The sequence below is a fragment of the Aeromonas sp. s13 genome, from assembly GCF_040907905.1.
GTDB lineage: Bacteria > Pseudomonadota > Gammaproteobacteria > Enterobacterales > Aeromonadaceae > Aeromonas > Aeromonas veronii.
This window is the reverse complement of record NZ_JBFOCS010000076.1, coordinates 31971-54896: the sequence shown is the minus strand read 5'-3', so window position 1 is coordinate 54896 and position 22926 is coordinate 31971. Positions and strand designations below refer to the sequence as shown.

Here is a 22926-nt window from a genome sequence, read left to right as displayed (position 1 = left end):
AGGAGGCCTGGCCTCCTCGCTTTTCAGCCATGCGGGCAGGGGCAAGCCACTGCTCGCTCGATGTTTGCGCAAGGACATTCCCATGGAACAGACAATGGCGATGCGCGCCACCCATCAGCGTGGTGAGCACCCACGCTGGCCACTTACCACTGCTCAGGCGGGCATCTGGTTTGCCCAGCACAAATATCCACAGAGCCCCTCCTGCAATACCGGTGAGTACTGGCTGCTGGAGGGGGCGCTGGCTCCCCATCACTTCACCCGTGCGGTGCGCCAGACCATCGACGAAATCCCCGGTCTGCACTGCGCCTTTGTGGCCACTGCGGATGGCCCGCAGATGATGGCCAACCCCGCCTGCTGGCAGCTGGCAGAGCGGGATCTGCGCAGCGAAGCCGACCCGCTTGCAGCCGCGCAGGCCGAGATGCGTGTGCAGCTGGCCGTCCCCTTCAATCTGGCCGGGGGGCCGCTGTTTGCCACCACCCTCTATCGCCTTGGCGAGGGGCGGTGGGCCTGGTTTATCGCCGTGCACCATATCGCCATCGACGGCTTTGGCCTGAGCCTGCTCTGCCAGCGGGTGGCGAGCTGGTATGAGGCGCTTTGCATCGGCGAGCAGCCAGCCCCCTGTCGTTATGCGACCCAGCAGGAGTTGTTGGCCGAAGAGGCGGCCTATCAGGATTCGCCGCGCGCTGCGCGGGATCGCGATTTTTTCGTGCAGCAGCTGGCCGGGGTGGAGAATCCTGCGTCGCTCTCCCGCCGTCCGGCGCAAGGGCCGGGCCCCACATATCGTCTTGAACAGCGGCTGGCTGGCCGCCAGTGGCAGGTACTGGCAGAGCGAGCGAGTCGCTCTGCCTGTCACCCCTACAGCCTGCTGCTGGCGGCAGTGGCCAGCTATGTGCAGCGGATGAGCGGTGCTGGCGAGGTAGTGCTGGGTATTCCGCTGATGGGGCGGCTGGGCTCAGCAGCGGCCGATACCCCCTGCATGAAGGTCAATGTGGTGCCCCTGCGCATCGAGCTGAGCGGCACCAGCCGGGTAGGGGAGTTGCTGGCACAGGTCGAGCGGCAATTTGCCGCCCTGCGCCGCCATCAGGGCTGCCGCCAGGAGTGGTTGCAACAGCGTCAGCCGGGCCAGCCGCTGTTTGGCCCTCAGGTCAATTTGATGCCCTTTGCCCGCACCCTCAGCTTTGGTGAAGGGCACAACCTGGTTCGTGGTGAGGTTCAGGTGCTGGCGGCGGGGCCGGTGGAGGAGTGCGCCTTCTACTTTGCCGAGGAGGCAGGCGCGATGACCCTGACCCTCGAAGCACATCAGGGGCGCTTCAGCCAACAGGAGAGTGAACGTCATCTGGCCCGGCTGGTAGCTTATCTCGCCGCCTGGAGTGAGGCGGATGACGAGGCCCTAGCGGTACGTTTGCCGCTGTTGCTACCCTGCGAGCAGGCTGAGCTGGTGCGCTGGAACCAAACCGACCATCCTCTGCCGACCACCACCCTGAGCGCACTGCTGGCCGAGGGGCTGGCGGCGGCAGATCAGAGCGCCATCGCGCTGGAGTGTGGCGCCGAGCGCTGGCGTGTGGCCGAGCTGCGCCAGCGTACCCGCCAGCTGGCATGCTATCTGGCAGGGAGGGGCGTGGGCCCCGGTTGCCGGGTGGCGGTGGTGATCCCGCGCTCTCCCGAGCTGATTCTCGCCCAGCAGGCCATCATGGCGGTGGGTGCCGTCTACGTGCCCGTTGATCCGGACTATCCGGCGGAGCGGATCGGCTACATTCTCGCCAGTAGCGATCCTGCGCTGGTGTTGACCAGCCATACGCTTCAGATGCCGCTCGATGTGGCGGCGCCACTTGTCTGCCTCGATGCCCCCGGTGTGGCAGAGCAGCTGGCGGCGGTAGAGTTGGCAACGACAGCACCTTGTAAGCTGCCAGCCCCCGGGCCGGAAGATGCGGCCTACATCATCTACACCTCAGGCTCGACCGGTCGGCCCAAAGGGGTGGTGGTGAGCCATGGCGCCATCGTCAACCGGCTGCTCTGGATGCAGCACATGTATCCCATTGGCCCGGCGGATCGGGTGCTGCAAAAGACCCCGGCCGGTTTCGATGTCTCCATCTGGGAGTTCTTCTGGCCCTTTATGACCGGGGCGCGGCTGGTGCTCGCCAAACAGGGTGGCCACAAGGATCCCACCTACCTTGCCGAGCTGATTGAGCAGGCCGAGATCACCACCTTGCACTTTGTCCCCTCCATGCTGCAGATCTTTGTCACTCAGGCCGAGCCTGCCCGTTGCCGCGCCCTGCGGCAGGTCTTCTGCTCCGGCGAGGCGCTGCCCGCCGATCTGGTGCAACGCTGGTATGGAACATTTTCAGCCCCCCTGCACAACCTCTATGGCCCGACCGAGGCGGCGGTGGATGTCACCTGGTATCCCTGCCGGGCAGACGAGGCGGTGACCAGCGTGCCCATCGGCTATCCGGTCTGGAATACCTGCATCCACATTCTCGACCCCTGGTTGCAGCCGGTGCCCCCCGGTGTAGCGGGGGAGCTCTGGATCGGCGGCGTGCAGGTGGCGGAGGGCTACTTTGGCCAGCCCGAGCTCACCGCCGAGCGCTTTATTGCCAACCCCTTCGGGGCGGGACGGCTCTATCGCAGCGGCGATCTGGCCGCCTGGCGCGAGGATGGTGCCATCGAGTATCTGGGGCGCCTCGATTTTCAGGTGAAGATCCGTGGTCAACGCATCGAACTGGAGGAGATCGAACAGGTGCTGCTGCGCCATCCCCGGGTAGCGCAGGCGGTAGTGCTGGCCCCCGAATTTGCCCCCGATGATCGCCGTCTGGTGGCCTATGTGGTGGCCGCAGATAGTAGCGAGTTGACGCTGGCCGAGCTTACACCTGCCCTTGGTGCTGCCTTGCCTGACTACATGGTGCCGGGGCTCCTGGTAAACCTGGCCGAGCTGCCACTCACCCCCAATGGCAAGCTGGATCGCAAGGGGTTGCCGCTGCCTGATATGGCGTCAGCGGTCGGTCAGTCACTGCCAAAAACCCTGCTGGAGGAGCGGCTCTGTCGCCTCTTCGCCGAAGTACTGGGGCTGGCGCGAGTCGGCGCCGACGATAACTTCTTTGCCCTCGGCGGCCACTCTTTGCTGGCTGCACAGCTGGTGGTGCGTATTGAGGAATCAATCGGACAGACTCTCACCTTGGCCAGCCTGTTCGAAGCGCCGAGCCCCGCCCAGCTGGCGCGCCGTCTTGGCGGCGAGCGGGAGGCAATGCCCATGCTGTTGCCCCTGCGGGCGCCCGGTGCGCAGTCTGGTACATCGGGCCCCACTCTCTTTTGCGTCCACCCCGCCGGCGGGCTCGGCTGGTGTTATGCGCCGTTGGTGCCCCATCTGCCGACCGACATGGCGGTCTATGCCCTGCAGGCGCGGGCGCTCTGTCAGCCGGATGCGCCGCTGCCCGCCAGTTTCGACGAGCTGGCTCTCGACTATGTGACCGAGCTGCGTCGTCAACAGAGCGAGGGGCCCTACTGGCTGCTCGGCTGGTCGCTCGGGGGCATGCTGGTGCACCGGATGGCCGCGATGCTGCAAGAGCAGGGACAGGAGGTGGCCATGGTGCTGCTGCTCGATGCCTACCCCTGTCAGCAGTGGCAAACCCAGCCGCTGCCCGACGAGCAGCGGATGCTCGATGCGTTGCTGCGGATGGGAGGCATTGCGGTTGCGGACGATGCGCTCGATTCCCTTACTCGCGACGACGTGGTGGCCCGACTGGGGGCAGAGGGGAGTGCGCTGGCCATGCTCGACGAGCAGGTGGTTGGCGCCATGATTGAGCTGGTGGGCCACAACAACCGGCTGATCCGCCAGCCGGTCGACTACTGCTACCACGGGGAGGTGATCTTTATCGAGGCGTCAGCCTCTCGCCAGCCCTGGCTGGATGGGCGCGGTTGGGAGTCGCTGACAAAAGGGGAGATCCGCTATGAGCACTTCCCCTGCCTGCATCAGGAGATGGTGCATCCCGGCTGGCTGGCAAAGATCGGCGCTTTTATTTGTGAGCGGGTCGATGGGGTCGGACAACAACCGCACATCCGGCAGGAGGGGGGCGCATGACCCCGGTTGCCGCCATCCGGGAAGCATTGCAGGCGGGCAAACTGGTGGGGCTGGGGGAGCCGCACTGGCACCCGGATTTTATCCGACGCCAGCACGCCTGGCTCTGCGATCCGGCACTCTGGGGAATCATGACCGATCTGGTGCTGGAGTGCGGCAACCGCCGCCATCAAGGCTTGCTCGATGCCTGGTTGGCGGGGGAGGAGAGCTGGCAGGGGGAGCCGCTGACGCTGGCACGACTCTATCCGGTCTGGCTCGACTCCTGTGCCTTTCCCGCCTGGATGGCCCCCGAGTTTCCGGCTCTCTTTTCCGCTCTGCGCCAGAGCAATATGGCGCGCCCTGAACATATGCGGCTGCGGGTGCATCTCTGCGAGCCCTTATTCGAGTGGCAGGAGATGAGTCCGGAGCGCTGGCAGCAGCACAACAGGGGGCGGGATCAGGCGCTGGCCGACTATCTTCTAACACTTCCCCCGCGCGGCGTGGTGGTGCTGGCGGGGGCGCGCCATCTGCTCAAAGCCGCAGGGGATCCCCACTTTGCGCAGCCGACGCTGGGCCAGTTGCTGGAGGCCGCACGGCCGGGCTGGCTGCAGGTGCTTCACCCTTGGCCAATGGCTGATGGAAAGGGAAATGAGGAAGAGGAGCGGGTGTGCGAGCTGGCCGGGATCGCGACGGCCGACCTCTATCCTCACTGGCCGGCGCATCCGCCGCTGGAGACTCTTATCGACAGGTTGGTGCGCGTGGCTGACCGGGGACGGGAGATGCGAATTTGCCCGACCTTGCTGGCCGAGCCCTGGCGCAGCCGCTTGCTAAGCCGCGCTCACTTGCTGCCAGTTGGCATGGCCCGCCAGCTGCAACACTGGCTGGCGTAACTGCTGGTTGGAGTAACACCTGACAAGAAGTAACAGCTAACTGAAGTAACTCAATGGGGGAGCAAGGCTCCCCTTTTTCACATTTTGCATCCTGCATTCAGCGCTGCAAAGTTGCACCATTTACGGCATACCTTGCCACTCATCGCCGAAAATTCAGCTCCTTCGCTACTTTAAAGAAGTTTCTACTGGTCTTACCTGAGTAAATCCCTTTGCTTTTTATTTAACAAGGTATTTACATCTAGGTGTCACCAGCATCGGTGACGCTTACAACGGCAAGGAGCCAGTTATGACCCATGTCGACATCCCTTTCCTTCGTTACCTCGATGCGGAAGGGTGCCCGGTCGCCACCTTACCGACCTGGCTGGACAAGGCGATACTGCACACCTTCTACCGCAATATGGTGATGGTGCGCAGCTATGACAAAAAAGCGATTGCGCTGCAACGAACCGGCAAACTCGGTACTTTTCCCTCCCATCTCGGCGCAGAAGCCGTGGGGATTGGCATTGGTCTGGCCATGCAGCCGCAGGATGTCTACGTCCCCTACTATCGGGACATGCCCACCCTCTATGTGCGTGGCGTGCCGATGGAGAAGAACTTGCAATATTGGGGTGGTGACGAGCGGGGCAGTTATTTTCTCAAACCCGATGGGACTCCCTCTGAAGATCTCCCCATCTGCGTCCCCATCGCCACCCAGATCACCCACGCCTGCGGTATTGCCTCGGCTTTCAAACTGCGTAATCAACCGCGGGTTGCCGTGGTCACCATCGGCGACGGCGGCACCTCCAAGGGGGATTTTCTGGAGGGGCTCAACTGCGCCGGTGTCTGGCACCTGCCGATGGTCATCATCGTCAACAACAACCAGTGGGCCATCTCGGTGCCGCGCAAGCTGCAATCGAGCGCTCCTACGCTGGCCCAGAAGGGTATTGGTGCAGGGGTGCGCAGCCTGCAGGTGGATGGCAACGATGTGGTGGCGGTCTACGATGCTGCCCGCATTGCCGTCGAACGGGCCCGCAGCGGCAAGGGGCCGACCCTGATCGAGGCGGTCAGTTATCGCCTCGGCGATCACACTACGGCCGACGATGCCACTCGCTATCGCGACGGGGCCGAGGTCGAGGCCGCCTGGGCGAAAGAGCCGGTCAAGCGGCTGCGCCAGTTTATGCACAACAAAGGCTGGTGGGATGAAGAGCAGGAGCAGAGCCTGCTGGCGGAGGCCACCCGAGAGGTAGAGCAGGCGGTCGCCCGTTATGAGGCGATGGCGCCCCAGCCGCCGGAGGCGATGCTCGATTATCACTACGCCAGCCTGCCCGCCGAACTCCTGCCCCAGCGCGAGCGAGTGATTGCCAAGGGGATGAAGCAGGAGGTTGGCCATGAGTGAGATCAGTTTGCTGGAAGCGGTCAACATGGCCCTTCACTACGAGATGGAGCACGACCCGGATGTGGTGGTACTGGGCGAGGATGTGGGGGTCAACGGCGGGGTGTTTCGCGCCACTGTGGGCCTGCGCGACAAGTTCGGTTTCAAGCGGGTGATCGACACGCCGCTGGCCGAGGGATTGATCGCCGGGGTGGCGGTCGGCATGGCGACCCAGGGGCTCAAGCCGGTGGCTGAGTTCCAGTTTCAGGGCTTTATCTTCCCCGGGATGGAGCAGATCATCTGTCAGGCGGCGCGGATGCGAAACCGCACCCGTGGCCGCCTCTCCTGTCCTCTTGTCTATCGCTCCCCGTATGGTGCGGGCATTCATTCGCCTGAACATCACAGCGAGAGCGTCGAGGCGCTGTTTGCCCATATCCCTGGGCTACGGGTAGTGATCCCCTCCAGCCCGAGACGCGCCTATGGCCTGCTGCTCTCGGCCATCCGCGATCCGGATCCGGTGATGTTTTTCGAACCCGATCGCATCTACCGTTCGATGAAATCCGAGGTGGTGGATGACGGTGTCGGCCTGCCGCTGGATGTCTGCTTCACCCTGCGCCCTGGCCGCGATATCACGGTAGTGGCCTGGGGGGCCTGCATTCAGGAGGTGATGCGGGCGGCGAACCTGCTGGCCGAGCAGGATATCCAGTGCGAGGTGCTGGATCTGGCCACCATCAAGCCGCTGGATATGGAGACCATCCTCACCTCGGTGCGCAAGACCGGCCGCTTGCTGGTGGTACACGAAGCGTGTGGCAGCTTCGGGGCCGGGGCCGAAATTGTGGCGCGGGTGACCGAGCAGGCACTTCCCAGCCTCAAGGCGCCACCCAAACGGTTGACCGGGGTGGATGCCGCCGTCCCCTACTATCGCAACGAGGCGTATTACCTCATCACCGAGCAGGATATCGCCGATGCCGCTCACCAGCTGATGGAGAACCAGTGGCTATGAAATTTTTCAAATTACCGGATCTGGGTGAAGGGTTGGCCGAAGCCGAGATCGTCGAGTGGAAGGTGAGTGCCGGTGATACCGTCGCGGTCGATCAGGTGCTCTTGTCGGTGGAAACGGCCAAGGCGCTGGTGGATGTGCCCTCTCCGGTGGCCGGGGTGATTGCCCGTCTCTGCGGCGCCGAAGGGGATATCCTCCATATCGGTGCGCCGCTGGTGGAGTTCGAGGGGGGGGAGGATGATGGCACTGTGGTGGGCAAGGTGAGCGCCCATCAGCAACATATCGAGGATCACTTCGTGGTGGGGGCCATTGCCCCGGGGGGATCGCTGGTGCAAGCCATGCCTGCCGTGCGCCTGCTGGCGCAGAAGCTGGGTCTGGAAATCGACCGGCTCAAGGGAAGTGGCAGCGGCGGCATGGTGACCGAGCTGGATGTGCAGCAGGCATTCGAGGCCCAGCAGAGCAGTGGCAACGAATTCCTTAAAGGGTCACGGCGGGCCATGGCCAAGGCGATGGAGCTCTCTCATCAGACTGTGGTGCCGGTCAGCATCACCGACGAGGTGGATTTGCGTCACTGGCGCCCTGATGAGGATGTGACGGTGCGCCTTATCAAGGCCATTGGCGTGGCGTGCCGCGCAGAGCCCTCGATGAATGCCTGGTTTGATGGCGACACCCTGTCACGGCGGCTGTTCAAAGAGGTCAATGTGGCCATCGCGGTGGATTCAAAGCATGGCCTTTATGTGCCGGTGATGGAGAACGTGGCCGAGCGGGAGGGGGCAGATATCCGGCAGGGGCTGGATCGGATGATCGCCGATGTGAAGGCGCGCGCCGTGCCGCGCGAGATGTTGCAGGGGGCGACCATTACGCTCACCAACTTCGGCGCCATCGCTGGCCGTTATGCCAGCCCTATCGTCACGCCGCCGCAGGTGGCCATCATAGGGGCAGGCAAACTGTTCGAAAAAGTGGTGTTCATCCATGGTGAAGCGCGTCCCGTCAGGGCATTGCCGCTGTCGATGACATTTGACCACAGAGCCTGTACTGGCGGGGAGGCGGCTCGTTTTCTCAGAGCACTGGTGGAAGCGTTGGAAGCGGCCACCTTATAACGGTTTGTGCCCTGCCGTTGGCAGGGCACAAATTTGTTTGCGTAATCTACAAAGCCACGTATAATCCAAACCAGCTTGAAAGGGCGATAGTTATGTCAATGAATACGATGTTTCACATCTTGTCCTGTTGTTCATAAGTTAATCCCGTTTTTTGAGCTTTACCCGCTGAAAAGCATAAGTAATTATTTTGAATACAGGTTTAAAAGATATGTCTAACATGATCACCGGTACCGTTAAGTTTTTCAACGAAACCAAAGGTTTTGGCTTCATCCAGCAAGAAAACGGCCCGGACGTTTTCGTTCACTTCAGCGCCATTCAAGGTAACGGTTTCCGTACCCTGGCTGAAGGTCAGCGCGTACAGTTCTCTGTGACCCAAGGTCAGAAAGGCCCGCAGGCTGAGAACGTAACCGCTCTGTAATTCTTACAGAATTTAAGAAAGCCGTGGTACCTCTGGTGCCACGGCTTTTTGTTTATATGGCTTCTGCTACTGACTCCCATGTGCTGAATCATGCTGCTATCGCTCCTGCTTGCTGCCACCTTGACTCCGACGTCCGATGCGCCGGTACCGGTTCAATCCGCGATGGAAGCGCAGGTGATCTGCCAGCAGTTTGTCCAGGTCCGAATAGGTGCTGCGCTGCAACCCGATGAGGTAAATGCGCGACAGGTACCTGAAAGGGAGGGGGAGTGGCTGGTGGATGGCAAAGTAAAAGGACCCGAAGGTCCTTTGCTGTTTGCCTGTCATCTTCACCAAGGGGAGCGCTGGGAGCTACTCAACTTTTCGCTCTGGGCACCACAGCCGGTCAAAGCGGTTTGAGTGCGACCAACAGATGTTGCAGGTGTTCAACCATGGTCATGCCAAACGGGGTGAGATAGCCGCCATCTTCTGCGCTGATGAGCCCCTGTTGATGCAGACGGGCTGCCGCTTGGCACAACTCTTCAGACATATCGCTGCGTAATTTAATCCCCAGGCTCATGTTGGCCGGATCAAAGCATGCCAGTATTTTCAAATCGTTCACGAATTCGTTAGAAACCTGGTCGATCCCAATCATGGATTTACTCCTTACGCTAAAGATGTATGCAAACTAGCATCCCCGGATCCACTTTAGTGGGCGCTGGCTCAAATTATTGATCTTTGGCTGGATGCTGTGTTTCAAATGCTGTTTTTTTCGGCGTAATCAGATGGTTGGCTGACAGCTTCGCCAAGGGCCGAGCCGGACCAAACGTGGTAGGATAGGGCACTTCTTTATATCGGACGGTCTATTGGTGGCTGTTCGCCCTGTTCAAGGTATCGCTCATGGTCAAGATCACTCTGGTATCCCTGCTGCATTCACTTTGTACCCGCTTTCCGGTTTACCCCGCTGCTTCGTTGACGTCCCTGTTGGATGCCTATCAGGGCGAGGTGTGGTTACCTGCACGCAAGGGGGCCGACATTGCACTGTTACGCAAGCATGCCAATGGGGCTCATGAGCTGGCGTCACTCGATGCGGGCTGGTGTGATTTTGCCGCCAGCGACAGCGGTGATACACCCGAGCTGGATGCGCTGGCCAACTACGACAGCGAGATGATGGATAACCTGCTGATGTACTGGCACTGCGCCGCCAAGATCAACAGCCCGATCACCGATAACCTGTTCGAGCTGCGTCGCGAAGTGGTGGATGAAGCCCACGGGGTGAAACTCGCTGCCGCCTGGGAGCAGCAACAACAGCTGCGTTTTGAGCAGCTGATGGCGATGGCGGCCAATGGCCGGGATCTGCTCTGCTTTGTCGAGGTGGAGTCCGCCTACTGGCTGCGGCAAAAGCTGAGCGAGCAGCCTGATGTGGAGCTGATCACCCCTGCGCTGTAAAAGGGGCAATATGATGGCTAGCGGTCTCGTTATCGAGGAGGCTGCTCTATCCTTATTTGCGTCATTGTCCTCCCCATCCGGTGCCAAGGGGCTGCAAGCTGGACAAGCTGACGACAAGATGTGAACATGGCGCCCTTTATCGAGAGAGAGACTTGGCCAATGAGCTATGAACTGAGCGACACCGAGCGCAATGCCGCGCTGCAACTGAACGCTGACTACCGTTACGATCACTTCATCAGCAAGCTGGTCGAGCATGAAGAGCTGTTCGTCCTGACTGACGAGCATGGCGTCATGATGCTGACCACAGACGATGAAGATTGCATCCCGGTATGGCCGCACCCGGAGTACGCCAAGGCGTGGGCCGAAGGCGAGTGGGCCGATTGCAAGCCGCAGTCCATCACCCTGAAGGTGTGGCTGGAGCGCTGGGTTGACGGTATGGAGCAGGACGAGCTGTGTGTTGCCGTGTTCCCGACCCCGGATCAGGAAGGCATCGTACTGGAGCCGGCTGACGTGGCTGACGCCATTGCCGAGAAGCAGGCCAAACGCGGCTGATCACCGCTCGATTCGCAACACCGGTTGCCAACAAAGACCCCGCTATCTGGCGGGGTCTTTGTTTTAGGTCTGTTTGCCAAATGAGTTGTCGCTATCAAGGCTGGCGATAGGTGGTGTCGATGATGGGCTCGGCCGAGAAGGTCTTGCCGCTCTTGATGGCTGCCCTAGTCTCGGATTTTAGCTCTTCATCAATCCACAGCAGACCGCCATAGCTGTAACCGCTGTTGTCGCCACCGAGGGGCCAGTAGAGCTGCTCGCTCTTGGGCGTTGCAGGTACTTTTGGCAGTTTGATCCAGCGCCATGCCCCTTCCCGGGTATAGGGCACCTGATAGGCAGGGACGAAGCTCGCCAGTTCATAGAGCCGCTGCTGGATATGCCGTGACAGGGCCGCCTTTTTGGCAAAGTCGAACTCCTTGTCATACTGCTCCACCAGCGCTGTGATGGCGTCGTCATCGATGTTCATGATGTTGTTGGTCTGGGGTTGGTTGGCGTTGACCTTGTGGAAGAACTCCCAATAGGCGGGATAGCGGCTGCCTGCCCAGGCCATCCAGGCGCTCTGGTGCTTTTTCTCCAGCATCGATTTGAAACCGGCCGAGGCATCCATCAGGTTTAGCTCCAGATTAAGCCCCGCCTTCTTGGCCTCTTCCCGCAACAGCGTGAGCCGCTGGGCGTGCTCCGCGGTGGTGTAGGTGATAGCGAGCGTCAGTGACTGCCCCTTGTCGTTTTGCAAAATCCCCTGCGGCCCCACTTTGTTGAAACCGGCTTTGGCAAAGTATTCCCGTGCCAGTTTGGGATCGAACGGACGGGCCTTGATCTCGCTGTTGGTAAATTCACCCTGACCGGAGCCATAACTGTTGAGTCGCTGGTAATCCCCCCGCAGCAGGGTGGTGAGCATCTTGTCGAGGTTGAGGGCATGCTGGACCCCGAGCCGCACATCGAGATTATTCAGCTGCGGATCGGCGGTGTTGAGATAGAGCCCCATCGGCGATTGCGGAGTCTGGTTGAAGAACCAGGTGCGCGCGATATAACCCTTCTCGAACTCCGCGGTTTTGGTCTTGTCGTGCCACCAGTTGGGCATCACCAGCGGGAAGGTGTCGAGATCGCCGCGCAGGAAGTGCTGCCAGGCGATGTTCAGATCCCTGAGCACCTTGATCTCGATCCGTGCAGGATTGAAGCGATGCTGGAAGTAGCGCTCGTCATCCCCCCACCAGTGTTCAATCCGTTTGAAGGTGACCGATTTACCCTTTTTCACCTGATCGAGCTGATAGGGGCCGGTGACTGGCAACACCTTCCAGTTGTACTCCTTGACCCAGTTGGCGGTGAGCTTGATGGCGTGGCTCGGCTCCGGGCTGATAGGCAGTGACTCGAGCAGATCCTGGCGGCTCTTTTCGGTGCCGCTGGTGATGGCCAGGGTGTGATCATCAAACTTGGTGATGTCTGCTATCTGGGTGCTGTAGTAGTTGTTGTACCAGGGGTCGTTGATCTCCTTGCTGCGCATCATCTTGAGGGTAAATAGCCAGTCATCGGCGGTGACCGGCTGGCCGTCTGACCAGCGCGCCTTGGGATTGATGCGAAAATAGAGGGTCTTGTTGTCGGCGCCGAAGGCCCACTCGTTTGCCAGCATCGGCATGGGGTTGCCGGTGACGGGATGAGTGCTCAGCAGTGGCAGGTTGGTTTCCCGCACGTAACCGGCAAAGCCGCCGTTGGAGTCGGGGCCATATTTGCGCAGGGTCAGGGGGAAGCTGGTCATAAAGGTGCGAAAGGTGCCGCCGCGTTTGGCGGCCGGATCGGCATAGAGAGGATCCTGGTTGTTGCTCTCCCACTTCAAGTCGGCGGGCAGCGTGGCACTCCAGCCAAACGGGCTCCAGCACAGGGTCAGGGTGATGGCGGTGGCGCGAATGATAGGGGAGAGTCGGCGCTCCCCGGCGGTGATGGTCGATGGCATGTCCTTGCTCTCCTGAAGTCTGCTTCCTGCAGATCACACACTGGTGATGTCAGTCCCGATGGGGACTGGCTCATCATGGAAATTTTATCCTGTCAGGTCAATGAAATAGCGTGAATTAGCGGGCGGCCTAGGCCGCAACGCAGTGCAGGGTGATCCCCTTGGCCGCGATGGCTGCCCGCATGGGGGCGGGCAGGGCATCGTCGGTAACCAGCACGTTGATCTGGCCCGGCGCGCCAAGCTGGCTCGGGTGGATGGCGCCGAACTTGCTGCTGTCGGTGATGACCACATTGGTCATCCCCTTGGCCAGCACGCTGTTGACCACGTCGGCCCGCATCATGTCGCGGCCGGTGAACCCCATCTCGGGATGAAAACCGTCGACCCCGATAAAGGCCTTGGAGAAGTGCACCTGCTCGATGCAGAGGCGCGTGAGCGGCCCCACCACGCTTTCGCTCTGATGCTGGAACAGCCCGCCGAGCAGCACCACCTGAGCCGGGGTATCTTTGAGCAGATGGGCGATATAGCTGCTGATGGTGATGATGGTGACCCGTTTGTGCAGGGCCAGATGGCGCGCCAGCATGGCGTTGGCGCTGCCCCCTTCGATAAAGACCGTCTCGCCATCTTCCACCAGCTGGGCGGCCCGCTCGGCGAGGCGCTCCTTGAGCAGGTAATTGATGTTCATCCGGGCATCCGGGTCATCGGTTTCCAGCGCCATGGCCGAGCCGTGTACCCGTCTGAGCAGCCCCTGCTTCTCCAGCGCGGTGAGGTCGTTGCGCACCGTCACCTCAGACACGCCGGTATGTCGGGAGAGTTCACTCACGCTCATCTTGCGAGCCTGATGGACCAGAGTGAGGATCAGTTGGTGGCGTGGATTCATGGTGCGCTCACATGCAAGGTGGTGGATAGCGGCAAGCCACCCGTGGGGTGGCTTGCCAATCATATGACGTCACTGGCGCCATGGGTGCGCCCCGTCAGAGACTGTGCTCGGTGCGGGCGATGATATCATCTTGCGCATCCGGGGATAAGGCGGTGAAGAAGGCTGAATAGCCCGCCACCCGTACCACCAGATCCCGGTATTGATCTGGATTGGCTTTGGCTGCCAGCAGGGTCTCGCGCGAGACAATGTTGTACTGCACGTGCCACCCCTTGTGCACCTCGAAGAAGGTGCGCAGCAGGCTCATCAGCTTGGCCTTGTCCCGCTCATTCTCAAGGCTCGCCGGACTCAGCTTCTGGTTGAGCAGCACCCCGCCGAGAATGGCCGCCGTGGGCAGCTTGCCGATGGAGTTGAACACCGCCGTCGGGCCGAGACGATCCGAACCCGAGGAGGGGCTGGCCCCTTCTGCCAGCGGCGTGCGGGCACGGCGACCATCCGGGGTGGCCATGGTGGCGGCACCGAAGGGCACGTTGGCGGAGATGGAGGAGGTGCCCGCATAGTAGGTACCGCCGATGGGGCCGCGGCCGAATCGGGTGTTGTGCAGTCCCTTGAGCTCGTCGATGTAGCTCTGGTAGGCCTGCACCAGCAGCAGGTCAACCTCGTCCAGATCGTTGCCATATTTGGGGGCGGCGTTGGTGAGGCGCTGGCGCAGCTGCTCCCCCGCCAGTCCGGCAAAATCTTGCTCGAGTGCTTCGGCCAGCTCTTGCTGATCCACAATCCCCTGCTCGAACACCAGTTTCTTCAGGGCTGCCAGGCTGTTACCGAGGTTGGCGATCCCCACCTGCAGACCGGAGACCCAGTCATAGACGGCGCCCCCCTCCTTGATGGTCTTGCCGCGCTCGATGCAGTCATCTACCAGGGTGCTGCAGAGGATGTCATGGGCTTGGGCTTCCAGCACGCTGTCGACCACGCAGTCGATCTCGATGGATTTGCGGGTGAAGTAGCGCACCTGCTCATCCCAGCGGGCCATCACCTCGTCAAAGTTGCCAAAACTCCCGTCTCGCAGCGACTGGGGCTGGGGCAGGAATACCTTGCCTGTGGTGGCATCGCGGCCGCCATCGAGCGCCGCCAGCAGGATGCGGGCGAAGTTGATAAAGCTCATGCCGGTGCAGCGGTAGCCCCATTTGCCGGGTACGGCGGTCTCGATGCAGCCGATGGCGGCGTAGTGGTGGGCATCCTCCACGCTCACCCCGAGCTTGATGAACTCGGGGATCACCACCTCGTCGTTGTTGAAGGCGGGCATGCCAAAGCCGCAGCGGATCACCTGAATGCAGGCGTCGAGGAAATCCTCACTCATCCCGGCGTGGTAGCGCACCGAGAGGTTGGGCTGGGTGGATCTCAGCTGGCCGCAGGACTCCAGAATCGCGTAGGAGAGGCCGTTGACCCCGTCATGGGCAGTGCCATCCCGCCAGTTCTGGCCGCCGATGGTGACGTTTTGATAGAGCGGGCTGCCGGCGGAGGCCTTGGAGTGGGTGCCGGAGCGGATCTTGTTCACCTCCAGCAACTTGAGCCAGCACCCTTGCAGCAGTTCGATGGCGCGCGTCCGAGGCAGGGATTCCGACAATTCCACCTCGCGGCGATACCAGGGGTAGAGGTACTGATCCATCCGGCCGAACGACACCGAGTGGCCGTTGGATTCGATCTGCAGAATGAGCTGGATAAAGTAGCAGAGCTGCAGTGCCTGCCAAAAGGTTTCGGGTGGCTGGTGGGCGATGTGGGCACAGTTGAGCGCTATGGTCTCAAGCTCGTTTCGGCGCTCGGGGCGAGATTCTTGTGCTGCCATATCATGGGCAAGTGCGGCGTAGCGCGAGATGTGAGCGCTGACCGCATCCAGAGTGATGGCGACGGCGTGCAGGAACTGCTCGCGCTGCAGGTCGGCCCAATCCGCCAGATCCAGCTGACTGCGCCGCTCGGCCACCTTGGCCTTGAAGCCATCGAGCCCCAGCGTGAGCAGCTCCTCATAGTTGACCGCGAGGTGGGCATCCCCCGAGGTCATGTTGCCCTCGGCCTTGATGATGCCGCTCTCCAGCAGCGCTTTCTGCTCATCGGTAAAGAGGCCAAAGCAGCGATCCTGCACCGTCTGGCCGCGCCAGAAGGGGGTGAGGGCGTGGATGATCGCCTTGTCGGTTTCGCTGACTGCAAAACCGGCACCGGGGCGGTCTGCCAGCTCGTCGATCTCCTTCTCAATCCAGCTCACAGTGTATTCGGGAAATAGCGGCGCCGCCCGTACCTGACTGGCCTGATTGCCGACGATAAGCTCGTCGTGCTTGATCCAGATGGTGCGCTCCTTGAGGTGATGAGCCAGCGCCAGGGCGCGGCGCACCGGCAGCGGGTGGGCGAGGTTAGCCTGATAGGCCTCGGTGTAGTGGCGGGCACGCTCGGTGCAAACCGGTGGCTGAACGATGTGGATCAGGCTCTCTTTGTGGGCGCGGATCCGTGGGCTGAGGGTATTGAGGTCGAGCTGGGTCATGATCTTATCCTCTGGTCACAGGGGTCAGCCCCTGACGTTGGGCGTATGCATGGGCAAAGTGGAGTAAATCGGGGTCGTCGAGCGGTGTCTCCGGCGCCTGATAGGGCAGATCCAGCAGGGCATATTTGCCCATCCCCAGGGTGTGGTAGGGGAGGAAGTGGATCTCCTGCACGGTGCCGAGGCTGGCGGCGGTGTCGGTGATGGCGCTGATCGATGCGCGGTCGGCATTGAAGCCGGGAATGAGCGGCACCCGGATCTGCATCGGTATGCCGTGCTCGGCGAGGCGTTTGAGGTTCGCGATGGGCAACTCCACTTTGCCGCGGGTCCAGTGGAAGAATCGTTCTTTATCCACGTGTTTGAGATCTGCCAGCACCAGATCCAGTGAGGGGAGGCTTGGCTCAATCTGGTGCCATGGCACATGGAGGCAGCTCTCGACCGCGGTGTGCAGCCCTTCGGCCTTGCAGCGGGCCAGCAAAGCGGCGGCAAAGTCGGGCTGCATAAAAGGCTCGCCACCGGAGAGGGTGACGCCACCGCCGCTGCGCTCGAAGAAGGGGCGATCCCGCAAGATGGTGTCCATCAGGGTGTCCAGGGGTTCATCGCGGCCGCACACCTGCAGCGCTTCGCTGGGGCAGAGGCCGCGCAGCCGTTCCATATCATCGGCCTTGAGGGTAGAACGGCTGAGCTGGATGCCCTGGCTGTCACGCAAGATTGCCGGACAAGCCTGGCTGCAGAGCTGGCATCCCTCGATGCACTGGTGCCGGTCGAGTAGTATGTCCGGCTTGGGAGAGCGGCTCTCCGGGTTTTGACACCACAGACAGGCCAGCGAGCACCCCTTGAGAAATACCAGGGTGCGAATGCCGGGGCCATCGTGAGTTGAATATCGTTGCAGGTCGAAAATCATACCGCCTCCTTTTGTATTTGCATTCTATTTGCTTTCATTCGAAAGTTGATTTGATTTCGATCAAGCTATTTGCAGATGTTTTATCGCTAGAATGGCGACATATTGAACATCCCGTTAAGGAGTTAGAGATGGAGCTGTATCTCGATACCGCCGATGTGGCGGCAGTGCGTCGCTGGTCACGGATCCTGCCGTTGGCCGGTGTCACCACCAATCCTTCCATTACCGCCGCCGGGGGATTGCCGCTCTGTGAGCTGCTGCCCGCCCTGCGCGACGTGCTGGGCCCCAAGGCGCGCCTGTTTGCCCAGGTGATGGCCAAAACCGAAACCGAGATGGTGCGTGAGGCATTTGCCTTGCGTGAACTGGACCCGGATCTGGTGATCAAGATCCCGGTGTGTGCAGAGGGGCTGGCAGCCATCAAGAGCCTGACCACCAACGGTGTGCCGACCCTGGGCACCGCTGTCTATACCCCGCTGCAGGGCTGGCTGGCGGCGGTGGCGGGGGCGGAATATGTCGCGCCCTACGTTAACCGGCTGGATGCTCAGGGGGGCGATGGCATCGCCACCGTGCAGGAGCTGCAACAGCTGCTTGCGCTGCACGCGCCGAACAGCAAGGTGCTTGCGGCATCATTCCGCACTCCCCGTCAGGCGCTCGACTGCCTGCTGGCGGGTTGCCAATCGATCACCTTGCCGCTCGACGTGGCCGAGCAGCTGCTGAACGTGCCGGCGGTGGATGCGGCGCTGGTGAAGTTCGATCAGGATTGGCAGCGCGCTTTCGGTCGCTGATCCCGGTGGCAAGCTGATTGCAGTGATTGAGGGGGGAGGGTGAAGAAGCGCGGGTGATGGGGATTGACCGACTAGACTGGAAAGAGGTGGCTACATTCGCTGGCCGCCTTGCAGTCTACCGGAGGTATCCCATGAGCGACCATCTGCTACTCCCCCATGGTGAAGATTTGCGTCGGGCGGTGCGTTGGCTCAGCGAGCATCACCAGCACGATCTCGCCGCCATTGAAGAGGCCAGCCTGCGTTTTGATCTCTCGCCGCTGGATGAGGAGTTTCTGATCCGGCACTGGCTCGACAGCCAGCGCCAATCATGAATATCTGAGGTGAGAGATTTAGAAGAAGTTGGCGAGGTTGATGCCAAACTCTTTGGGGTCGACCGTGTTTTCGATGCTCTCCTGCACCCCTGACTTGGCCAGATCCAGCCACTGTACGTCGAGGTAGTGACGCTGGGTGGCGTGATAGATCACCTTGACCACTGGCTTGAGCGGCTGCTGCTCGTTGCGCTGCATCACGATAGCCAGGCGCTGGTTTGAGAGCTGTACCAGAGTGCCCACCGGATAGACTCCCATGCACTTGATGAACTTGGTGACCAGTTCGGCATCAAAGTGCTGATTGATCCCCTTGAGCAGAATGCGGAAGGCCTGGGTCGGCTGCATACCTGCTTTGTAGACCCGATCCGCGGTGATGGCATCATAGACATCGACGATGCCGCTCATCCGGGTATAGAGGGAGAGCTGCTCCCCCTTCAGTCGCTGCGGGTAGCCGGAGCCATCGAGCCGCTCGTGGTGGTTGGCGGCCACCTCCAGCATGGTGGGGGTAATGCCAGGGGTATTGCTGAGGATCTCGTAACTGTGCACCACATGCTGACGCATGATGGCGAACTCCTCATCGGTCAGCTTGCCCGGTTTGTGGAGCACCTCGTCCGGGGTCATGATCTTGCCCACGTCGTGCAGCAGGCCACCCAGGGTCAGCTCCTTGAGCACGCTGCGCTCCAGTCCCAGATAGCGACCGAAGTTGGCCAGCAGAATGGCCACGTTCATGGAGTGCTCCATCAGGTAGGCATCCTTTGCGCGAATACGGGCCAGACAGAGCATGGCATCGCCGTGGGTAAACATGGTGTCCACCATCTCTTCGGCGACTTCGGCCAGCGGGGTGATGTCGATGGGTTCACCCGCTTTGAGATGGCGAATGAACTTGCCTTGCAGCTCGCGCGCTTCCTGATAGAGGCGGCGGATTTTAAGCTCCCGCCCTTCACCGTTGGCACTGGCACGGCGCCCTACCTGGGCGCTGTTGGCATTGAGATCGGGGGAGGTAACGGCGTCACTCTCGGCACTGCCCAGCTTGCTGCGGGCCAGATCGATGCGTACCGTGAGCACCCCCTGACGCACCAGATTGGCAATTTGCGCCACGCTGGTCACCAAGCCCATCTGGGCGATCTCCATCCCACCTGTCTGGCTGGCGATAGCAATGACATACATGCCGGGTTTCAGCTGGTTGACGGGAATGACGGGATAGGATGCTTGAGACTTCATGAGGGCTTCCTGACTCTTATTATTATGAGTATCGTTCGGATGGGTCACACCGGAGAAGTGTAACATCGGATGACCAGTTCGTCATAATTGGCAACCCCTTAACAGTGGCGTTGTCGCCCCCGCCCGATATAATGACGCCCCTTTACTTGTTGGACTCCGAGGTTATGAATGCGGCTTGATAAGTTTCTGTGCGATTGTTCCGATTTGACCCGCTCGCTGGCAGGCAAACTGATCCGTCAGGGTGAGGTCATGGTGGATGGCATTGTGGTCAAGCAGCCCGCCTTTCATATCAATGAGCAGAGCCAGATCGAGTTTGACGGCGTGCTGCTGACGCTGGAGCAGCGCAACCGCTATTTCATGCTGCACAAGCCGGAAGGTTACGTCTGCTCCAACGAGGATCCGGATCACCCGACTGTCTTCTTCCTGATGGATGAACCGGCGATGGGCAAGTTGCACGTAGTGGGTCGCCTTGACCTCGATACCACGGGTCTGGTGCTGGTGACCGATGATGGTCAATGGTCCCACCGCATCACCTCACCGCGTCACGAGTGTGCCAAGACCTATCACGTCTGGCTGGCCGATCCGGTAAGCCCGGATGCGATCGCGCTGTTCGCCGAAGGGGTCTACCTGCGTAACGAGACCGATAAAACTCGTCCTGCCCAGCTGGAAATTCTCGGCGAGTGCGAGGCACGCCTGACCATCCACGAAGGCAAGTACCACCAGGTCAAGCGGATGTTTGCCTCCATCGGCAACAAGGTCGTTGGCTTGCATCGCGAGCGGGTGGGCGGCCTGACGCTGGACGAAGATCTGGCCCCCGGTGAATACCGCGAGCTGACCGCTGAGGAGATTGCCCTGTTCTGATCTGGGATGGTGCCGGGTGTCAGTGAGTGCTGAAACCCAGCACCAGCGCCGTGCCCAGGGTGGCAATCAGTGCACCCGCCCAGGCGGCAATGGATGGCCGCTCCCCCGAGTGCCACCACAACAGCGGCAGCAGCAGTACCGGCGTGGTGGAGGAGAGAATGGCCACCATGCCCACCTCGCCCTGCCGCAGCGCCATCAGGATCAGCGTCATCCCCAGCCCCATCGCCAGAAAACCGTTGGTGGCAATCATGGCGAGGATATGGCGATTGACCGGTTTGAGCGGCATGGCCAGCGGCAAGCGCCCCAGCCGCAGGACGCAGTGGGCCAGCAGGGCACTGCCCATCCGGATACCCGATGCACTCACCGCATCCACCTCACCACTCATCATCACCGGCTTGGCGATGATGGCTCCCACGCTTTGACACAATGCCGCCGTCAGGCCAAGGCCAATTCCCAGTGCCAGATTGCCACGGATCTGCTCCCACTCGTTGCTGCTACTGCGTCTGCCAAACAGGATCGCCAGCATCACGCCGGCAAAGACCAGCATGGCCCCCAGCAGTCGCCAGCCTGTCAGCTGTTCATTAAAGAGCCAGAGCCCAAGCAGGGCGGAAAACAGCGCATGGCAGGAGAAGAGCAGGGCACTGCGTCTTGGCCCCAGCCGGTTCATGCAGGCAAACAGCGCCGTATCGCCCACGAAGATGCCGACCAGCCCCGAGATGGCGAGCAGGGGCAGGGCGCTTGCGGTGAGGGTTTGCCAGCCACCGGTGAGCAGACTCATGGTGCCGAGCATCAGGCTGACCAGAAACATGCGCCAGCGGCTGTAGGCAAATGCGCCGAGATGACGGGCCGGTTTGACCGAAATTAGCGCTGCAACTGCCCATAAACTGGCCGACGCGAGGGCCAGCCACTCATAACCCATAAAAACTCCTGAAAAAATTAACCCGAAAGACTCCATCTCCCGGGCAAGCCCGATACAATACGGGGCGTTTTCGGGGATAACAAGAGCGGCATCAGGCATTCATCAGGCGCGCCGTCGGCCTTCCCCTCCAGCAGTGGTGTTATTCGAGGTTTTGTCATGAGGTATGGTTTCTTCCCCAAGCTGGCGCAACGCTGGCTCTCCCCGCTATTGCTTGCCGTACTGGCAGGGCCCCTGGCCCATGCCACCACCGTTGAGCAGCAGCCTCTGCTTGCCGATCGGCAAACCCTGGTAAAGGGCAACGGTGCCGAGCCGGAGTCGCTGGATCCTGCGCTGGTGCGCTCAGGTTTCCCGGGGGAGGCGGTACTGGTCGATCTGTTTGAAGGGCTGGTCAGCGATGATGGGCAGGGGCATATCGTCCCCGCTCAGGCCCAGCGCTGGGAGGTGAGTGAAGATGGGCTGGAGTGGCGATTTTTCCTGCGCCCCCAACTGAAGTGGTCCAATGGCGAGCCGCTGGTGGCCGCTGATTTTGTCTATGCCTGGCGCCGTTTGCTCGATCCGGCCATCAACTCTCCTTCTGCCGGATTGCTGCTGGCCACGGGGATCAACAATGCGCAATCCATCTATGCCGGTGCGCTGGAGCTCGGCAATCTTGGCATTGAAGCGCAAAGCGATCAGATCCTGAAAATCACTCTGGAGCGGCCGGCTCCCTATTTCCTGCAACTCATCAGTCAGCGCCCCTTTGTGCCAGTCAACCAGAAGGCGATAGCCAAATTTGGCAAGCAGTGGACCGAACCCGGCAAGCTAGTGAGCAATGGTGCTTATCGGCTGGCAAGCTGGACGCCGAACGAGCAGATCGAAGCCGAGCGCAATATCCACTACTGGGATGACCTTCACACCCGTATCGGACGGGTCACCTACCTGCCGATCACCTCGCAACATGCCGAACGGCTGCGTTATGAGGCAGGTGAAATCCAGCTTACCAACAAGGTCTCCCTCGGCTATTACCAGAAGATGAAGCGCGAATCTCCGGAGCGGCTCTGGGGCTTGCCGCTGTTTGGCACCTATCTCTATGCGTTCAATCTGAAGCGCCCCGAACTGCAGGATGTGCGGGTGCGTCAGGCGCTCTCCATGGCGGTTGATCGACAGCAGCTCATTGGATCGGTGAGCGGGCAGGATGAACAGGCGGCATGGTCGCTGTTGCCGGAGATGCCGGGTTACCCCCGGGTGATATTGCCTGTGGCGCTTGAAGATATGCCAACCCGCCAGGCCAAAGCGGCAGCGTTGCTGTCAGCGGCCGGGTATAACAGTGCCAATCCACTCAAGCTGAGCATTACCTACAACAGCGCCGAAACCCACAAGCAGATGGCGATGGCCATTGCCGCCATGTGGCAGAAGCTGGGGGTACAGGTCACTCTCAACAGTCTGGAGTGGGGTGCCTATCAGGTGGCCAAGGATAGCGGTGATTTCCAGGTGGCCAGAAGCTTCCTGTTTGGCGATTACGTGGAGCCGTCTGCCATGCTGGGCAGCTTCCGTTGTCAGGATCTGCGTAACGAGAGCAGCTACTGCAATCCCGACTTTGATCTGTTGCTGGAGCAGGCTGCCAATACGCTGGACAGCGCGAGCCGGGTTGAACTCTACCGGCATGCCGAACAGTTGCTGCTTGAGGAGGCGCCGATCCTCCCCGTGTATCATTACAATCAGATGAGACTGGTCGATCCCGCGCTGCGGGGGCTGCCCAGCCAGAATTTGAAAGGGACGATTGCCACCAAGGATCTCTACTTCAGCCCGCAGTGAGGAGCATTTC

Annotated in this window: 20 protein-coding genes; 13 read left to right on the top strand and 7 right to left on the bottom strand. The window is 61.0% G+C overall.

Features of this window, described 5'->3' with window-relative positions; genetic code table 11:
* Positions 1–82 precede the first annotated feature (82 nt).
* The 7 genes from AB5Y82_RS16690 to AB5Y82_RS16660 all read left to right on the top strand — a co-directional run bounded on the left by AB5Y82_RS16690 (position 83) and on the right by AB5Y82_RS16660 (position 9203).
* Entirely contained in the window at positions 83–4072 is a 3990-nt protein-coding gene (locus AB5Y82_RS16690) for an amino acid adenylation domain-containing protein (protein ID WP_368174261.1), read from the top strand.
* Positions 4069–4938, top strand: coding sequence for a hypothetical protein (locus tag AB5Y82_RS16685; protein ID WP_368174260.1), 870 nt, complete (start codon positions 4069–4071; stop codon positions 4936–4938). Before AB5Y82_RS16690 ends, AB5Y82_RS16685 begins: the two co-directional genes overlap by 4 nt.
* A gap of 286 nt (positions 4939–5224) precedes the next feature.
* Entirely contained in the window at positions 5225–6313 is a 1089-nt protein-coding gene (pdhA, locus tag AB5Y82_RS16680; protein WP_005334214.1) for a pyruvate dehydrogenase (acetyl-transferring) E1 component subunit alpha, read from the top strand.
* On the top strand, positions 6306–7292 hold the full coding sequence (locus tag AB5Y82_RS16675) for an alpha-ketoacid dehydrogenase subunit beta (RefSeq protein WP_111899683.1): 987 nt from the start codon (positions 6306–6308) through the stop codon (positions 7290–7292). The genes pdhA and AB5Y82_RS16675 overlap by 8 nt, the downstream gene beginning before the upstream one ends.
* Positions 7289–8389 (top strand): dihydrolipoamide acetyltransferase family protein, encoded by a 1101-nt coding sequence (locus tag AB5Y82_RS16670; protein WP_111899684.1) that lies wholly within the window; start codon positions 7289–7291, stop codon positions 8387–8389. Before AB5Y82_RS16675 ends, AB5Y82_RS16670 begins: the two co-directional genes overlap by 4 nt.
* Before the next feature lie 208 nt (positions 8390–8597).
* The gene (locus AB5Y82_RS16665; protein ID WP_005302803.1) at positions 8598–8807 is read left to right on the top strand and encodes a cold-shock protein; all 210 of its coding nucleotides are present in this window, start codon (positions 8598–8600) and stop codon (positions 8805–8807) included.
* Between the two features lie 90 nt (positions 8808–8897).
* Complete coding sequence (locus tag AB5Y82_RS16660) at positions 8898–9203, top strand: hypothetical protein (protein WP_111899685.1); 306 nt, start codon at positions 8898–8900, stop codon at positions 9201–9203.
* Here AB5Y82_RS16660 and AB5Y82_RS16655 read toward each other — a convergent pair.
* The gene (locus AB5Y82_RS16655) at positions 9190–9438 is read right to left on the bottom strand and encodes a TIGR02647 family protein (RefSeq protein WP_005334209.1); all 249 of its coding nucleotides are present in this window, start codon (positions 9436–9438) and stop codon (positions 9190–9192) included. The two genes, AB5Y82_RS16660 and AB5Y82_RS16655, sit on opposite strands and share 14 nt — an antisense overlap.
* A 245-nt stretch (positions 9439–9683) precedes the next feature.
* On the opposite strand from AB5Y82_RS16655, the gene AB5Y82_RS16650 reads away from it, so the two are divergent.
* Entirely contained in the window at positions 9684–10232 is a 549-nt protein-coding gene (locus AB5Y82_RS16650) for a hypothetical protein (protein ID WP_111899686.1), read from the top strand.
* A gap of 159 nt (positions 10233–10391) precedes the next feature.
* A complete protein-coding gene (locus tag AB5Y82_RS16645; protein WP_005334204.1) occupies positions 10392–10784 on the top strand; it encodes a DUF2750 domain-containing protein in 393 nt (130 codons plus the stop codon).
* Between the two features lie 94 nt (positions 10785–10878).
* Here AB5Y82_RS16645 and AB5Y82_RS16640 read toward each other — a convergent pair whose 3' ends face one another.
* The 4 genes from AB5Y82_RS16640 to AB5Y82_RS16625 form a co-directional block, all read right to left on the bottom strand.
* Positions 10879–12729, bottom strand: a complete 1851-nt coding sequence (locus AB5Y82_RS16640) for an extracellular solute-binding protein (RefSeq protein ID WP_368174259.1) — start codon at positions 12727–12729, stop codon at positions 10879–10881.
* 127 nt (positions 12730–12856) lie between these two features.
* Positions 12857–13603, bottom strand: a complete 747-nt coding sequence (locus AB5Y82_RS16635; protein ID WP_005350628.1) for a DNA-binding transcriptional regulator YciT — start codon at positions 13601–13603, stop codon at positions 12857–12859.
* A gap of 94 nt (positions 13604–13697) precedes the next feature.
* Complete coding sequence (locus tag AB5Y82_RS16630) at positions 13698–16130, bottom strand: formate C-acetyltransferase/glycerol dehydratase family glycyl radical enzyme (RefSeq protein WP_368174258.1); 2433 nt, start codon at positions 16128–16130, stop codon at positions 13698–13700.
* Positions 16131–16134: 4 nt separating this feature from the next.
* Positions 16135–17031, bottom strand: coding sequence for a glycyl-radical enzyme activating protein (locus AB5Y82_RS16625; RefSeq protein WP_368174257.1), 897 nt, complete (start codon positions 17029–17031; stop codon positions 16135–16137).
* A 128-nt stretch (positions 17032–17159) separates the two neighbouring features.
* Here AB5Y82_RS16625 and fsa point away from each other — a divergent pair, with 128 nt between their 5' ends.
* A complete protein-coding gene (fsa, locus tag AB5Y82_RS16620) occupies positions 17160–17813 on the top strand; it encodes a fructose-6-phosphate aldolase (RefSeq protein ID WP_111899690.1) in 654 nt (217 codons plus the stop codon).
* A gap of 131 nt (positions 17814–17944) precedes the next feature.
* Entirely contained in the window at positions 17945–18124 is a 180-nt protein-coding gene (locus AB5Y82_RS16615) for a hypothetical protein (protein ID WP_042080202.1), read from the top strand.
* Positions 18125–18142: 18 nt separating this feature from the next.
* Here AB5Y82_RS16615 and AB5Y82_RS16610 read toward each other — a convergent pair whose 3' ends face one another.
* A complete protein-coding gene (locus tag AB5Y82_RS16610; RefSeq protein ID WP_005350638.1) occupies positions 18143–19342 on the bottom strand; it encodes an HD-GYP domain-containing protein in 1200 nt (399 codons plus the stop codon).
* Between the two features lie 168 nt (positions 19343–19510).
* Between AB5Y82_RS16610 and rsuA the strand changes: the two genes are divergently transcribed.
* Positions 19511–20203, top strand: coding sequence for a 16S rRNA pseudouridine(516) synthase RsuA (rsuA, locus tag AB5Y82_RS16605; protein WP_064336826.1), 693 nt, complete (start codon positions 19511–19513; stop codon positions 20201–20203).
* A 19-nt stretch (positions 20204–20222) separates the two neighbouring features.
* On the opposite strand, the gene AB5Y82_RS16600 is transcribed toward rsuA, so the two are convergent.
* Positions 20223–21122 (bottom strand): DMT family transporter, encoded by a 900-nt coding sequence (locus AB5Y82_RS16600; RefSeq protein ID WP_019446127.1) that lies wholly within the window; start codon positions 21120–21122, stop codon positions 20223–20225.
* A 156-nt stretch (positions 21123–21278) separates the two neighbouring features.
* On the opposite strand from AB5Y82_RS16600, the gene AB5Y82_RS16595 reads away from it, so the two are divergent.
* Positions 21279–22916: a peptide ABC transporter substrate-binding protein gene (locus AB5Y82_RS16595; protein WP_162632489.1), complete on the top strand. Its 1638-nt coding sequence runs from the start codon at positions 21279–21281 to the stop codon at positions 22914–22916.
* Positions 22917–22926 lie beyond the last annotated feature (10 nt).

What these genes read in the sequence shown, in the direction of transcription:
- AB5Y82_RS16655 (WP_005334209.1), bottom strand. Translation starts at nt 9,438, where the DNA reads ATGATTGGGATCGACCAGGTTTCTAACGAATTCGTGAACGATTTGAAA.
- AB5Y82_RS16610 (WP_005350638.1), bottom strand. Translation starts at nt 19,342, where the DNA reads ATGAAGTCTCAAGCATCCTATCCCGTCATTCCCGTCAACCAGCTGAAA.
- AB5Y82_RS16640 (WP_368174259.1), bottom strand. Translation starts at nt 12,729, where the DNA reads ATGCCATCGACCATCACCGCCGGGGAGCGCCGACTCTCCCCTATCATT.
- AB5Y82_RS16665 (WP_005302803.1), top strand. Translation starts at nt 8,598, where the DNA reads ATGTCTAACATGATCACCGGTACCGTTAAGTTTTTCAACGAAACCAAA.
- AB5Y82_RS16600 (WP_019446127.1), bottom strand. Translation starts at nt 21,122, where the DNA reads ATGGGTTATGAGTGGCTGGCCCTCGCGTCGGCCAGTTTATGGGCAGTT.
- AB5Y82_RS16595 (WP_162632489.1), top strand. Translation starts at nt 21,279, where the DNA reads ATGAGGTATGGTTTCTTCCCCAAGCTGGCGCAACGCTGGCTCTCCCCG.
- AB5Y82_RS16625 (WP_368174257.1), bottom strand. Translation starts at nt 17,031, where the DNA reads ATGATTTTCGACCTGCAACGATATTCAACTCACGATGGCCCCGGCATT.
- AB5Y82_RS16690 (WP_368174261.1), top strand. Translation starts at nt 83, where the DNA reads ATGGAACAGACAATGGCGATGCGCGCCACCCATCAGCGTGGTGAGCAC.
- AB5Y82_RS16635 (WP_005350628.1), bottom strand. Translation starts at nt 13,603, where the DNA reads ATGAATCCACGCCACCAACTGATCCTCACTCTGGTCCATCAGGCTCGC.
- AB5Y82_RS16630 (WP_368174258.1), bottom strand. Translation starts at nt 16,130, where the DNA reads ATGACCCAGCTCGACCTCAATACCCTCAGCCCACGGATCCGCGCCCAC.
- fsa (WP_111899690.1), top strand. Translation starts at nt 17,160, where the DNA reads ATGGAGCTGTATCTCGATACCGCCGATGTGGCGGCAGTGCGTCGCTGG.
- AB5Y82_RS16660 (WP_111899685.1), top strand. Translation starts at nt 8,898, where the DNA reads ATGCTGCTATCGCTCCTGCTTGCTGCCACCTTGACTCCGACGTCCGAT.
- AB5Y82_RS16670 (WP_111899684.1), top strand. Translation starts at nt 7,289, where the DNA reads ATGAAATTTTTCAAATTACCGGATCTGGGTGAAGGGTTGGCCGAAGCC.
- rsuA (WP_064336826.1), top strand. Translation starts at nt 19,511, where the DNA reads ATGCGGCTTGATAAGTTTCTGTGCGATTGTTCCGATTTGACCCGCTCG.
- pdhA (WP_005334214.1), top strand. Translation starts at nt 5,225, where the DNA reads ATGACCCATGTCGACATCCCTTTCCTTCGTTACCTCGATGCGGAAGGG.
- AB5Y82_RS16615 (WP_042080202.1), top strand. Translation starts at nt 17,945, where the DNA reads ATGAGCGACCATCTGCTACTCCCCCATGGTGAAGATTTGCGTCGGGCG.
- AB5Y82_RS16650 (WP_111899686.1), top strand. Translation starts at nt 9,684, where the DNA reads ATGGTCAAGATCACTCTGGTATCCCTGCTGCATTCACTTTGTACCCGC.
- AB5Y82_RS16645 (WP_005334204.1), top strand. Translation starts at nt 10,392, where the DNA reads ATGAGCTATGAACTGAGCGACACCGAGCGCAATGCCGCGCTGCAACTG.
- AB5Y82_RS16675 (WP_111899683.1), top strand. Translation starts at nt 6,306, where the DNA reads ATGAGTGAGATCAGTTTGCTGGAAGCGGTCAACATGGCCCTTCACTAC.
- AB5Y82_RS16685 (WP_368174260.1), top strand. Translation starts at nt 4,069, where the DNA reads ATGACCCCGGTTGCCGCCATCCGGGAAGCATTGCAGGCGGGCAAACTG.